The organism is Mycobacterium riyadhense, from assembly GCF_963853645.1.
In the GTDB taxonomy this organism is placed as follows: Bacteria; Actinomycetota; Actinomycetes; order Mycobacteriales; family Mycobacteriaceae; genus Mycobacterium; species Mycobacterium riyadhense.
Window position 1 is genome coordinate 2,989,948 of the sequence record NZ_OY970456.1, and the last position, 14,156, is coordinate 3,004,103.

The 14,156-nt window shown below is 64.8% G+C and carries 9 protein-coding genes; 8 read left to right on the top strand and 1 reads right to left on the bottom strand.

The annotated features are described in order from the left end of the window. Positions 1-165 precede the first annotated feature (165 nt). Together eccB and eccCa are read left to right on the top strand one after the other, a co-directional pair. Positions 166-1,686, top strand: a complete 1,521-nt coding sequence (gene eccB, locus AADZ78_RS13395) for a type VII secretion protein EccB (protein ID WP_085249316.1) — start codon at positions 166-168, stop codon at positions 1,684-1,686. After that, positions 1,683-5,849, top strand: a complete 4,167-nt coding sequence (gene eccCa / locus AADZ78_RS13400) for a type VII secretion protein EccCa (protein WP_085249317.1) — start codon at positions 1,683-1,685, stop codon at positions 5,847-5,849. Before eccB ends, eccCa begins: the two co-directional genes overlap by 4 nt. Positions 5,850-5,879: 30 nt before the next feature. Here the strand turns inward: eccCa and AADZ78_RS13405 are convergent, their stop codons facing one another. Beyond that, positions 5,880-7,058 carry a cytochrome P450 gene (locus AADZ78_RS13405; RefSeq protein ID WP_085249318.1) on the bottom strand — a complete coding sequence of 393 codons (1,179 nt, stop codon included), beginning with the start codon at positions 7,056-7,058 and terminating at the stop codon, positions 5,880-5,882. A 141-nt stretch (positions 7,059-7,199) separates the two neighbouring features. Here AADZ78_RS13405 and AADZ78_RS13410 point away from each other — a divergent pair, with 141 nt between their 5' ends. From AADZ78_RS13410 to AADZ78_RS13435, 6 genes are all read left to right on the top strand, one after another. After that, a complete protein-coding gene (locus AADZ78_RS13410) occupies positions 7,200-7,394 on the top strand; it encodes a ferredoxin (protein WP_085249319.1) in 195 nt (64 codons plus the stop codon). A 556-nt stretch (positions 7,395-7,950) separates the two neighbouring features. Continuing rightward, positions 7,951-9,129: a PPE family protein gene (locus AADZ78_RS13415; RefSeq protein ID WP_139828544.1), complete on the top strand. Its 1,179-nt coding sequence runs from the start codon at positions 7,951-7,953 to the stop codon at positions 9,127-9,129. A 186-nt stretch (positions 9,130-9,315) separates the two neighbouring features. Continuing rightward, a complete protein-coding gene (locus tag AADZ78_RS13420) occupies positions 9,316-9,615 on the top strand; it encodes a PE family protein (protein ID WP_085249321.1) in 300 nt (99 codons plus the stop codon). 14 nt (positions 9,616-9,629) lie between these two features. Next, complete coding sequence (locus AADZ78_RS13425) at positions 9,630-10,841, top strand: PPE family protein (RefSeq protein ID WP_085249322.1); 1,212 nt, start codon at positions 9,630-9,632, stop codon at positions 10,839-10,841. 550 nt (positions 10,842-11,391) lie between these two features. Continuing rightward, positions 11,392-12,639 carry a PPE family protein gene (locus AADZ78_RS13430; protein ID WP_085249323.1) on the top strand — a complete coding sequence of 416 codons (1,248 nt, stop codon included), beginning with the start codon at positions 11,392-11,394 and terminating at the stop codon, positions 12,637-12,639. A 39-nt stretch (positions 12,640-12,678) separates the two neighbouring features. Continuing rightward, on the top strand, positions 12,679-13,899 hold the full coding sequence (locus tag AADZ78_RS13435; RefSeq protein ID WP_085249324.1) for a PPE family protein: 1,221 nt from the start codon (positions 12,679-12,681) through the stop codon (positions 13,897-13,899). Positions 13,900-14,156: the final 257 nt, after the last annotated feature.

Consider the following 14,156-nt stretch of genomic DNA (forward strand, 5'->3'; position numbering starts at 1 on the left):
TGAAGACACGGTGAAATCTTGGGGGATTCCAGCGCGGTCGGCGCCAGCATGGCGAGGTCTGTTCGGGTGCCCTACGGTTATCGAAGTGACTAGCGCTTGCCAACCAAGCAGGCCGCACATGCAGGTCAATATCCAGGCGTTTTGACAAACCGGATGGTGAATTAGGTGGCTGAAGAAAGCCGGGGACAGCGAGGTTCGGGCTACGGCCTCGGGTTGTCCACGCGGACCCAGGTGACGGGCTATCAGTTCCTGGCGCGCCGAACCGCGATGGCGTTGACCCGCTGGCGTGTTCGGATGGAGATCGAACCGGGCCGGCGCCAGACCCTGGCGGTGGTCGCGTCGATTTCGGCGGCGTTGGTGATCTGTCTGGGCGCGTTGCTGTGGTCGTTCATCAGCCCATCCGGCCAAATAAACGACTCGCCAATCATCGCTGACCGCGACTCCGGCGCGCTGTACGTCCGGGTGGGGGACAGGTTGTACCCGGCGCTGAATCTGGCATCGGCGCGACTGATCACCGGGCGACCGAACAACCCGCACCTCGTTCGGTCCAGCCAGATCGCCAGCCTGCCGCACGGGCCGCTGGTCGGAATTCCGGGTGCGCCCTCGGAGTTCTCGCCAAAGAATCCACCCGCGTCATCGTGGCTGGTATGTGACACCGTAGCCACGTCGACCGGTGTCGGCTCCCCCGGGGGCGTGACGGTGACGGTTATCGATGGCACCCCCGACCTGACCGGCCACCGGCGGATCCTGAGCGGATCGGACGCCGTGGTGCTTAACTACGGCGGCAGCACGTGGGTCATCCGGGAGGGACGCCGGTCGAAAATCGATGCGACCGACCGGTCGGTGTTGTTGCCCTTGGGCTTGACACCGGAGCAGGTCAGCCAGGCGAAACCCATGAGCCATGCGCTATACGACGCCCTGCCAGTGGGACCTGAACTGTTGGTGCCAGAGGTACCCAACGCGGGTGCACCGGCAACCTTTCCGGGCGCGCCCGGCCCCGTTGGAACCATAATCGTTACACCGCAAATCAGTGGACCCCAACAGTATTCGCTGGTTCTGGTCGATGGAGTGCAAACGCTTCCGCCGTTGGTGGCCCAGATCCTGCAGAACGCGGGGCGCCCGGGCAACACCAAACCCGTCACCGTAGAACCTTCAGCGTTGGCGAAGATGCCGGTGGTCAACAGGCTGGATCTGTCGGCTTACCCGGACAACCCGTTGAACGTGCTCGACATCCGGGAGAATCCGTCGACCTGCTGGTGGTGGGAACGGACCGCCGGTGAAAACCGGGCCCGCGTCGAGGTGGTGTCCGGGCCGACCATTCCGGTTGAGCCGAAAGAGATGAAAAGGGTGGTGGAGCTGGTAAAGGCCGACATGTCTGGCCGGGAAGCCGACCAGGTTTATTTCGGCCCCAATTACGCGAACTTCGTAGCCGTCACCGGCAATAACCCGGCCGCCCAGACGGCGGAATCGCTGTGGTGGCTCACCAACGCCGGCGCCCGGTTCGGAGTGGAAGACACGAAGGAAGCGCGCGAGGCGTTGGGTTTGACGTTGCAGCCCAGTCTGGCGCCGTGGGTGGCGCTGCGGCTGCTACCACAGGGACCGACGCTGTCGCGAGCGGATGCGCTGGTCGAGCACGACACCCTACCGATGGACATGACCCCTGCAGAGTTGGTGGTACCGAAGTGAAACGTGGTTTTGCGCGTCCAACGCCGGAGAAGGCTCCGGTAATCAAGCCCGAAAACATCGTTCTACCAACACCGTTGAGCATCCCCCCGCCGGAGGGGAAGCCCTGGTGGATTGTCGTGGTTGGCGTCGTGGTGATCGGCCTGCTGGGCGGCATGGTGGCCATGACCTTCGCCAGCGGTTCACACGTGTTCGGGGGCGTCGGCTCGATCTTCCCGATCTTCATGATCGGCGGAATGATGATGATGATGTTCGGCGGCCGGTTCGGCGGTCAACAGCAAATGAGCCGGCCCAAATTGGACGCCATGCGCGCCCAGTTCATGCTGATGCTGGACATGCTGCGCGAGACGGCTCAGGAGTCCGCCGACAGCATGGACGCCAACTACCGGTGGTTTCACCCGGCGCCCACCACGCTGGCGGCCGCAGTGGGATCGTCGCGGATGTGGGAGCGTAAGCCCGACGGCAAGGACCTCAACTTCGGAGTAGTCCGAGTCGGTGTTGGAATGACGCGTCCCGAGGTGACCTGGGGTGAACCGCAGAACATGCCCACCGACATCGAGCTGGAGCCGGTGACGGGCAAAGCCCTGCAGGAATTTGGGCGCTATCAAAGCGTCGTCTACAACCTGCCCAAGATGGTTTCCCTGCTGGTTGAGCCCTGGTACGCGCTGGACGGGACGCGCGAGCAGGCACTGGGATTGATGCGGGCGATCATTTGCCAGCTGACGTTCTCCCACGGGCCTGACCATGTCCAGATGATCGTTGTCAGTTCCGATCTAGACGAATGGGACTGGGTGAAATGGCTTCCGCACTTCGGCGATTCCCGCCGCCACGACGCGGCGGGCAATGCGCGGATGGTCTACAGCTCGGTGCGTGAGTTCGCCGCGGAGCAAGCCGAATTGTTTGCCGGCCGTGGGTCTTTCACGCCCCGGCACGCCAGTTCGTCGGCGCAGACCCCGACACCCCACACCGTGATCATCGCCGACGTCGAGGATCCGCAATGGGAGTACGTGATCAGCGCCGAGGGCGTCGACGGGGTGACGTTCTTCGACCTGACTGGTTCTTCGATGTGGACAGATGTCCCGGAGCGGAGACTGCAGTTCGACGAGGTTGGCGTGATCGAAGCCTTGCCCCGCGACCGCGACACCTGGATGGTGATCGACGACAAGGCTTGGTTCTTCGCCCTTGCCGACCGACTCAGCATCGCCGAAGCGGAAGAGTTTGCCCAGAAGCTGGCGCAGTGGCGGCTCGCCGAGGCTTACGAAGAGATCGGCCAGCGGGTCGCTCACATTGGCGCCCGAGACATCTTGGCCTATTACGGGATTGACGATCCGTCGGACATCGACTTCGACGAGCTGTGGGGCAGGCGCACCGACACCATGGGCAGGTCGCGGCTGCGCGCACCCTTCGGTAACCGATCCGACAACGGCGAGCTGCTGTTCTTGGACATGAAGTCGCTCGACGAAGGCGGCGACGGCCCGCACGGGGTCATGTCGGGAACCACCGGTTCCGGTAAGTCGACACTGGTGCGGACCGTGATCGAATCGCTGATGCTGGGCCACCCTCCCGAGGAGCTGCAGTTCGTTCTGGCCGACCTCAAGGGTGGTTCGGCGGTCAAGCCGTTCGCCGGGGTTCCGCACGTGTCGCGGATCATCACCGACCTCGAAGAAGACCAGGCGCTGATGGAGCGCTTCCTGGACGCGCTGTGGGGCGAGATCGCGCGCCGCAAGGCGATATGCGACAGCGCGGGCGTCGACGACGCCAAGGAGTACAACTCGGTGCGGGCCAGGATGCGGGCACGCGGCCAGGACATGGCGCCGCTGCCGATGCTCGTGGTTGTCATCGATGAGTTCTACGAATGGTTCCGGATCATGCCGACGGCCGTCGATGTCCTCGACTCGATCGGCCGTCAGGGCCGTGCCTACTGGATCCACCTGATGATGGCCTCGCAGACCATTGAGAGCCGAGCCGAAAAGCTCATGGAAAACATGGGTTACCGCCTGGTGCTGAAGGCGCGTACCGCCGGCGCGGCGCAGGCGGCCGGTGTGCCAAACGCGGTGAACCTGCCGGCCCAGGCCGGTCTGGGCTACTTCCGTAAGAGCCTGGAGGACATCATCCGGTTCCAGGCCGAGTTCCTTTGGCGAGACTACTTCCGCGCCACCTCGATTGACGGCGAGGAACAGCCCGTGTTCGTGCACAGCATCGACTACGTGCGCCCGCAATTGTTCACCAACGACTTCACGCCGCTCGAAGTGAGTGTGGGCGGCCCGGAGGTCGAACCGGTGGCCACCTACACCAACGGTGAGGTGCACGAAGCGGAGGACGCTGAGCTTGACGAGGACGAGGAAGGGATCCGGACACCAAAAGTCGGAACGGTAATCATTGATCAGCTGCGCAAGATCAAGTTCGAGCCTTACCGGCTCTGGCAGCCGCCGCTCACCCGGCCCATCGCCATCGACGAGTTGGTCAACCGGTTCCTTGGCCGTCAGTGGCACAAGGATTACGGGACTGCCAGGGATCTGGTGTTCCCGATCGGGATTATTGACCGTCCGTTCAAGCATGACCAGCCGCCGTGGACGGTCGACACCTCCGGGCCTGGTGCCAACGTTCTCATTCTGGGCGCCGGCGGTTCGGGCAAGACGACTGCGCTGCAGACGCTGATCTGCTCGGCAGCATTGACCCACACGCCAGAGCAGGTCCAGTTCTACTGCCTGGCGTACAGCAGCACCGCATTGACTACGGTGGCCCAACTGCCCCACGTGGGTGAGGTGGCGGGTCCCACGGATCCGTACGGTGTCCGTCGGACGGTGGCCGAGCTGTTGGCGCTGGTGCGCGAGCGCAAACGCAGCTTCCTCGAATACGGCATCGCGTCGATGGAGATGTTCCGGCGCCGCAAGTTCGGCGGGGAGGCCGGCGCAGTGCCCAACGACGGGTTCGGCGACGTCTACCTGGTGATCGACAACTACCGGGCGCTGGCCGAGGAAAACGAGGTTTTGATCGAGCAGGTCAACCTGATCATCAACCAGGGCCCCTCGTTCGGCGTCCACGTGGTGGTCACCGCCGATCGTGAATCCGAGCTGCGGCCGCCGGTGCGTAGCGGCTTCGGTTCCCGCGTCGAGCTGCGCCTGGCCGCGGTCGAGGACGCCAAGCTGGTGCGTTCCAGGTTCGCCAAGGACGTTCCGGTCAAGCCGGGCCGCGGCATGGTCGCGGTCAACTATGTCCGGCTCGACAGCGACCCGCAGGCGGGTTTGCACACCCTGGTCGCCCGCCCGGCGCTGGCCAGCACGGCCGACAACGTCTTCGAATGCGACAGCGTGGTTGCCGCGGTCAGCCGGCTCACGAGCGCCCAGGCACCGCCGGTGCGTCGGCTGCCGGCCCGGTTCGGCGTGGAGCAAGTGCGCGAGCTGGCCGCGCGCGACACCCGTCAAAATGTTGGCGCGGGCGGAATCGCCTGGGCGATATCGGAATTGGATTTGCAGCCGGTCTACCTCAACTTCGCCGAGAACTCGCACTTGATGGTGACGGGCCGACGCGAATGTGGGCGTACCACGACGCTGGCCACCATCATGTCCGAAATCGGACGGTTGTATGCGCCGGGCGCCAGCAGTGCACCGCCGCCTCCGCCCGGGCGGCGCTCTGCTCAGGTATGGCTGGTCGATCCACGGCGTCAGCTGCTGACCACTCTGGGTTCGGACTATGTCGAGAAGTTCGCCTACAACCTCGACGGCGTCGTAGCGATGATGGGTGAGCTGTCCGCGGCCTTGGCCGGCCGTGAGCCGCCGCCCGGTTTGTCGGCCGAGGAGCTGTTGTCGCGGTCGTGGTGGAGCGGTCCGGAGATATTCTTGATCGTCGACGACATCCAGCAGCTGCCGCCCGGCTTCGATTCGCCACTGCACAAGGCGGTTCCGTTTGTGAACAGAGCCGCCGATGTGGGCTTGCATGTGATCGTCACCCGCACCTTCGGTGGCTGGTCATCAGCGGGCAGCGACCCGATGCTGCGGGCGCTGCATCAGGCGAATGCGCCGTTGCTGGTGATGGACGCCGATCCCGATGAGGGCTTCATCCGCGGCAAGATGAAGGGCGGTCCGCTGCCCCGCGGTCGTGGCCTGCTGATGGCGGAGGACACCGGTGTGTTCGTACAGGTGGCAGCCACCGAGGTGCGCCGATAATCCACCACCGGCAAGTGCGCGGCGCCGGGCTCAGCTCCACCGCAGGGGCAACGCCTTGAGCGCGAACGACTTTGACGGGAAACGGATCTCGGGGGTGTACCCCGGAGCCAGTTCGAACTCGGGGATTCGCTTCAGCCATTCGCCGACAACGAGGGTGAGCTCTAGGCGCGCCAGGTGAGAACCCAGGCATCGGTGCGGTCCGCCGCCAAACCCCCAGTGGCGGTGGACCTTGCCATCCATCACCAACTCGTCGGTGGATACCTCGTCGGTGCCGTCACGGTTAATCGCGGCCATGCATAACCGCACGGGTGACTCCGCGGGCAGGGTCATGCCTCCGACGTTGACCATCTGGGTGGTAATCCGGGGGGCCACCGGCGCCGACGGCTCGAGGCGCACGATCTCTTCGATGAAAACCCTGATCTGCTTGGGATCGTCTCGAAGCATGGCACGAAGCTGGGGTCGGCGCGCAAGTTCGAGCAGGCAGAAACCCACCGCGGCCGTCACCGTGTCCAGCCCCGCGAGGATCAAGAGGTGACTCAGGCCCAACACTTCGATCTCGCTCAGCGGATCCTCGCCAATAAGGACTTGCGACAAGACGTCCGGACCCGGGTTTTGCTTGCGTTCGGTGATCGCTTGTCCGAGGTATTCGAAGAGCTGTCGCGATGCCGCGATGTCCGCCTCGGTCGGGTAGGGCTTGTCGGACATGGCGATGACTGCGTCTTTCCAGCCAATCAGCCGGTCGCGATCCTCCAGTGGCAACCCGTAGAGAACCAGAAAGAGCTGAAACGGGAACAGATTCGCAAGATCTGCCATCGCCTCGCACTCACCTCGGACGGCGATGGCGTCGATCATGGCGGCCGTGTGTTCCAGCAGCGCCGGCCGCACTTTGGCCAACGCGGCCGGGCTGAAGTACGGCTGCAGGATCCTGCGGTAGCGAGTGTGCTCCGGCGGATCGAAGGCCAGAGGCACCACGGGCAACGGATTTCCCGGCGGCTGGAGCGCTTTCCTCGATGAGAAAGCCTTCGTATTGCGCAGCGCCGCAAGCACATCCTCGCGGCGCGTCAGGTAATACCAGCCGTTCATGAATACCACCGGCCCGGCATCGCGGAGGATCTTCCACCCGAGACCTCTGTCGGCAGTCATCGGCAAGGTCGAATACTCAAGGCGCGGTAGGTAAAACGAGCCTTGGCCGGCGTCTGGGGTGCTCATGGTCTTTCGCTTGTCCGTCCTGTTGTTTCGCGGTAGCCGACGCAGCCAAGGCTGACGGCACAGCCAATATCGCACGTGCCTGACCGGCTAATCTACGTCTGACCGATCCGGCGCGGGCTCGGAGCGGTCAGGAGGAAACCCGTGAAGGTTCGTCTGGAACAGTCGAGATGCGTAGGACACGCCCAGTGCTACGCGGTGGATCCCGACCTGTTCCCGATCGACGATTCCGGCTACTCGATCCTTACGGAGCGCGAAGTCCGGCCCGAGGACGAGCAGTTGACTAAAGACGGCGTGGCGGCCTGTCCGGAAATGGCGCTCATTCTCGAAGCCGAGTGACACAACGGCGGTCTGGCCGCGCGCACAGCGGGACTCATAGGAAGCACATATTCTATTTGCAGCCGACCGAACCCGCGTTTTCCGCCCTGTGCTCAGTGACCTGCGTCATATTTCCGCAGGTGGAGGTCGGCGCAGTCTGAATTATTAACGAATGTGCAGTTAACATCAGCTGAACACTCGTTAGTGGGGAATGAATAGTTGGCGTCCGCGGCGCGGGATGCCGGTTTCGCAATCTAATGTGTTTGATATGCAACGGTTCTGCAATGAAGCAACTGTTGATTGTCGGTGTTATCATGCGCGATTTCGTGCTGAGGGCGCGCGTCGGTGGTAATCGGACATCGCGGGGTGGTCACAGATGACCCCCGATGTCGGATCGACGATGGATGCCTGAACCCATCGGCGGGTCCGCCGAGAGCGGACCACCGTAGCAGACACTGCTGACTTACAAGACATCGCAGCGATCGACGAGTTCGTGCCCACGGCGCGGACCGCAGACGATACCAACGCCGTGCCCGCGGTCGCCAAGGCGATCCCGGTCGGCTGAGGAGGGATGGTTTTGGACTTCGGGGCAGTACCGCCGGAGATCAACTCGGGCCGCATGTACTCCGGCCCGGGATCGGGACCTATGCTCGCCGCCGCTACGGCCTGGGATGAGCTGGCCGCCGAATTGGCTTGGGCAGCCACTGGATACGGCTCAGTGATTTCCGAGCTCACCAGCTCGCCGTGGGTCGGTCCGGCATCAATGGCGATGGTGGGAGCGGCCGCACCGTACATTGCTTGGCTTAGCGGTGTCGCGACGCAGGCCGAAGAAGCGGCCTTACAGGCCAGGGCTGCCGCAGCGGCCTTTGAGGCGGCGTTTGTGATGACGGTGCCCCCACCGGTCATCACTGCCAACCGGGTGCTGTTGATGACGCTGATCGCGACCAATTTCTTCGGCCAGAACACGCCGGCGATCGCGGCCACCGAGGCGCAGTACGCCGAGATGTGGGCACAGGATGCGGCCGCCATGTACGCGTATGCGGCCTCCTCGGCAACCGCGTCACAGTTGACTCCGTTCACCGAACCCGCGAACACCACCGATCCTGCCGGGGTTGCCGCACAGGCGGCGGCGGTCGCCAAAGCCGCCGCCACTCCCGCAGCGACTTCCGCGCCGGCGTTATCGTCGGCGGATTCGTTGATCACCACTGCCGCGATACCTAATCTGCTGCAGCAGCTTTCGTCGTCGGCGTTGGCAAGTTGGCCCAATCCCAATGATTGGTGGATTGTGCAGTTCCTGGGTTCGCTTACCACCGCTAACCGGACCACGATCGTTCGTTTACTGGGCCAGTCGTATTTCATCACCGGAATCGCACAGTTCCTGGCGTCCATCGGGCAGCAGTTGACGTTCGGACCCGGGGGCACGACGGCCGGTTCGGGCGGCGCCTGGTACCCGACGCCCCAGTTTGCCGGCGTCGGACTAGAGGGTGGGCATGCATCGGCGAGCCTGGCTTCGGCCAACAAGCTCGGAGCTTTGTCGGTGCCACCGAGCTGGGTTAATTCGACCGCCGCGGCGGAACGCGCCGCCACTGCGACGATGAGCACCACCATCGTCAGTCATTCATCGCCAACCGGAACGGGGGGTCTGCTCAGGGGAATGCCGCTGGGCTCAGGCATTGGACGCCGTGGTGCCGCCGGCTTCAGTAACCGGTACGGGTTCCGCTACAGCGTTCTGACCCGGCCGCCTTCAGCCGGATAGCGGCGTGAACGTAGTGACAAGCCCAACGAGAGGCAGAAGCGAAAGTGTCTGGCAGATGAAGAATAGTTGTCCGGGAATGAATAGTTGGCAGCGATGGAGCGCTGCTGAATCCGTTCCAATTAGCGTCATTAGCAATCAAGTGCCCGACGGTCTTTTCGGCCCGAAGGTTGTTGAGGAGGAGATCACATGTCGTTTGTGACCACACAGCCAGAAGCGCTGGCCGCGGCGGCTGGCACGTTGCAGGGGATCGGCTCGGCGCTGAGTTCCCAGAATGCGGCTGCGGCGGCCCCTACGACGGGCGTGGTTCCGGCGGCGGCCGATGAGGTGTCCGCGCTGACCGCGGCCCAGTTCGCCGCCCATGCGCAGATGTATCAGGCCGTCAGCGCTCAGGCTCACGCAATTCACGAGATGTTTGTCAACACCTTGGGCATCAGCTCCGGCTCGTATGCGGCTACCGAGGCGGCCAATGCCGCCGCGGCCGGCTAAAAGGGGTTATTGCCATGGATTTTGGGGCGTTACCGCCAGAGATTAATTCCGGGCGAATGTATTCGGGCCCGGGGTCGTCGCCGATGGTTGCTGCCGCGGCGGCCTGGAATGGGGTGGCTACGGAGCTGGGTTCGGCGGCCCTCGGTTATGACAAAGTGATCACTCAGCTCAGCAGCGAAGAGTGGATGGGTCCAGCCTCGGCGGCGATGGCCGAGGCGGTCATGCCCTATGTGGCGTGGATGACCGCCGCGGCGGCACTGGCCGAACAGGCGGCCACGCAGGCCAGGGCGGCTGCAGCGGCCTATGAGGCGGCGTTTGCCGCGACGGTGCCTCCGCCGCTCATCGCGGCCAACCGCGCCCAATTGGCACAGGCGATCGCCACCAACGTGTTTGGGCAAAACACCTCGGCAATTGCGGCTCTCGAGGCGCAGTACGGGGAGATGTGGGCCCAAGACGCCTCGGCGATGTACAGCTATGCCGGTACCTCCGCCTCCGCCGCATCGGTCACGCCGTTTGCCGCGCCACCACAGATTGCCAACCCGGCCGCTCAGGCCACCCAGGGTGCTGCGGTCGCCGCGGCCACTGGCACTTCGGCCGGTTCGGCACAAGAGTCGCTGAAGCAAATACTTTCCGCGCTACCGTCGGCGCTGTCGGGCCTGGCCTCGCCTCTCGCTAATGCGGCCCCAGCCGCAGCGGCGGATCCGTTGTCGTGGCTGTGGCAAATCTTGTTTGGGACGACCACCTTCCCAACCTCAATTGCGGGGTTTCTGAATGCAATTCAGCCTTACGCGAGCTTCCTATACAACACCGAGGGTCTGCCTTACTTCAGCATCGGTATGGGCAACAACTTTGTTCAGTCGGCGAAGACGCTGGGGTTGATCGGCTCGGCGCCGGCTGCTGCGGCAGGGGCGGCCGGCAACGCCGCGAAGGGCCTACCCGGCCTCGGCGGGCTACTCGGCGGGGGTCCGGTGTCCGCCGGCCTGGGCAACGCCGCTTCGCTCGGCAAGCTGTCGGTGCCGCCGGTCTGGAGCGGACCGCTGCCCGGGGCATTGCACCCTGGTGCCGCTCCATTGCCGGTCAGCACCATCACCGCGGCCCCCGAAGCCGGGGCCGGAAACCTGTTGGGCGGCATGCCGCTGGCGGGTGCGGGTGCCGGCTCAGCCGGCGCGGGCCCGCGGTACGGATTCCGCCCCACGGTTATGGCCCGACCGCCGTTCGCCGGGTAACGCACGATCACACCGACCCCAACGACGAAACCGGGCCGCCAAGCTTGGACGGGCGCCCGGTTTTATCGTCCTGCGCGCCGCGTAACAAACGCCGAACGCCGTGAATTCGATCGCCACATGATTTTATTCATTGGACATAGTTTCTATTAGCAAGGCATAACTCCGGTGTGGTTCGGTCACGTGCTCGCGCTGAATCTCCTCGTGGGCCACCTCCGTGGCGCATTTGTGCAAGTCAGAGACGGACATTGGGCGTCGGCCGCTCGGTCATGCTTCGCAGCTGGGCCGTGTGCAGCACGCCGATGAGTCGGTAATTCGGCACCGGCCAATGTCGATGCACCGGAAGGCAGCACGCGACGGCTCGATCTAGCCTCCCAGAAAGCGACCTTCGTGAGGCCGCTGAACCTGAAACCGGGAGTGCGAAATGCCGTTCGTGACGACGTCGCTGGCGACGCCTGTGGGCAACTTGGCGAACCCGAAGGGACTGGTTCGCTGCGCGGGCGCAGTCGCCGACCCGGTTACCGCCGGCTGAACATCCGGCGGTCTACCGATAATGCTGACGGATTACGGGGCGCTGCCCCCAGAGGTGAACTCTGGTCGCTTGTATACAGGGCCGGGAGCCGCCTCGATGCTGGCCGCGGCGACGGCCTGGGACGAGCTGGCTTCGGATTTGGCCGTTGCAGCCACCGGCTACGGGTTAGTGCTGGCGGAGCTGACAAGTTCGGGCTGGATCGGTCCGGCGGCTGCGGCGATGACAACCGCGATCACACCATTTGTGACCTGGCTCGGCCGTACGGCTGCCCAAGCGGAGCACGCAGCTCGTCAGGCTTGGGCAGCGGCGGCGGCCTACGAAACCGCGTTTACGCTGACTGTCCCGCCGCCGGTGATCGCAGCCAACCGGGTGTTGTTGACGTCGTTGATCGCTACCAACTTCTTCGGTCAAAACACCCCGGCGATCGCGGTCGCCGAGGCCGCGTACGCCGAGATGTGGGCCCAAGACGCAGCTGCCATGTACGGCTATGCGACCTCGTCGGCAATTGCGTCGGAGTTGGCTCCATTCAGTGCGCCGGCGACGAGCACCAACCCGGCCGGATTGGCCGGGCAGGCCACGGCGGTCGCCGACGCCGCTGCCACGTCGGCCGGCAGCAACGGGGTGACCGACTCTGGGCTCTTGTCCGCTTCCGCAGTGCCGCAAGCACTGCTACAAGGCTGGTGGTCGTTGGCTTCGTTGTCCTCCATCTGGTCTTGGCTGCTGGCGCAGCTCAGCAACATCTCACCCGCTGAACGAACCGCGTTGGTCCGCCTGCTCGGCGGTCTGCCGTACCTCACGCTGGGGATGGGCCAAGCGATTGTGGCGATGACACAGACGCTGATCCCGGGCAGCCCTGCCGCTGGTGGGGGTGATGCCGGGTCGTCGGTTGCTGACTCGTGGGGACCAGCCTTTGGAGCGAGCCTGGCCCAACTAGCGGGCGCCGGGACCGGCAGGGCAGTCGCACCTGGCGTCGCGCGTCCCCTGGCGCACCCGCTGGATCCCAATCCGGTATCGGCAACTTTGGGCAACGCAAACTCGGTCGGGGCTTTGTCGACGCCGCCGCGGTGGACCAGCAGCATGACGGCAACGCACCCGACGGACACCGAGGCGGCGCTGACCAGCATCGCCACGCCCGGCAACGGCGGCGCAGTCAACGGCTTGCTGCGCGGCATGCGGCTGACCGGGGCCGGCCGGCATGCCGGTGATTCCTATGTGCACCGCTACGGGTTCCGCTACAGCGTTATGGCGCATCCGCCGTCGGCTGGGTGACGACGATGCACAGCAAATTCAGTGAAGAGGTCTAGCGCGATGGACTTTGGGGCATTACCGCCAGAGGTCAATTCGGGACGTATGTATGCGGGTCCGGGATCGACCCCCTTGGTGGCGGCGGCGTCGGCGTGGAATGGGCTGGCGGTCGAGTTGGACGCGGCGGCCACCGGCTACGACACGGTAATCACTGCACTCCGCGCCGACGAGTGGCTGGGCCCGGCATCGGCGCTGATGGCTGAAGCGGTTGTCCCATTTGTTGGGTGGCTCAACGCGGCGGCGGTCAAAGCCGAGGAGGTGGCTACGCAAGCGCGGGCGGCTGCGGCGGCTTTTGAGGTGGCATTTGCCACGGTGGTGCCGCCGCCGCTGATCGCGGCCAACCGCGCACAGCTGACACAGCTGATCGCGACGAACCTCTTTGGCCAAAACACCTCGGCTATTGCGGCTACCGAAGCCGAGTACGGCGAGATGTGGGCCCAAGACGCCGCCGCGATGTACCGATACGCCGGCTCCGCGGCTTCCGCGACGGCGGTCGCCCCCTTCACCGCGCCGCCGCAGACCACGAGCCCGGCCGCCTCCGCCCTGCAGGCCGGGGCCGTCAGCGAGGTTGCGGCGACCTCGACAGGCGCGGCGCAGTCAACCCTGTCCCAGCTGATCTCGGGAGTGCCCACGGTCCTCCAAGGCCTTACCTCGCCGCTCTCGTCGGCGCTGGCCTATGTCGCTTCGTCGGATTCACCCTGGTCGTGGCTGTGGCAGCTGCTGTTCGGCACGAGCACATTCCCGACGTCGATTTCAGCCCTGTTGACGGACTTGCAGCCCTACGCGAGTTTCCTCTACAACACCGAGGGTCTTCCTTACTTCAGCATCGGTATGGCCAACAACTTCGTGCAGTCGGCCAAGACGTTGGGGTTGCTTCCCACGGTAGCGACCGCTGCGGCAGCGGCCGCTGGCAATTCGGCCAAAGGCCTCCCCGGCTTGGGAGGGCTGCTGGGCGGCGGACAGGTCACGTCGGGTTTGGGTGATGCCGCCTCGCTTGGCCGGTTGTCGGTTCCGCCGTCGTGGGCGGCGGCCACCGGTCCGGGGCTAAGCCCCGGAGCTGCGCCGGTGCCGATCAGCACGGTCAACGCCGTCCCAGAGGCCGGGGGAGCCGGAAACCTGCTGGGCGGCATGCCCCTGGCCGGTGTTGGATCCGGGACGGGCGGTTCTGGTCCCCGATACGGATTCCGCCCAACGGTCATGGCCCGACCACCGTTTGCCGGATAGCCGCTCGGCGCACCTCAGGTAGCTGCGGACGGGGCTTTATGGCCGCGAGATTTTATCGACCGGACACCTCGCCAGCCCACAAAGTGTGTTGCTGAGCCTGCTGTCGTGGGCCGAAATCGGCGATCTGTGCACTCGCCCGGCGTGAACTGCTCCGAGAGAGCCACCAACCAGGTCAGACGCTGTTACTGTGTCGTTACAGCAGGTGAATTCGTCGTGCCGCTGGGTGAACAAATGCAAACAGGGGACATCGAAGGCGA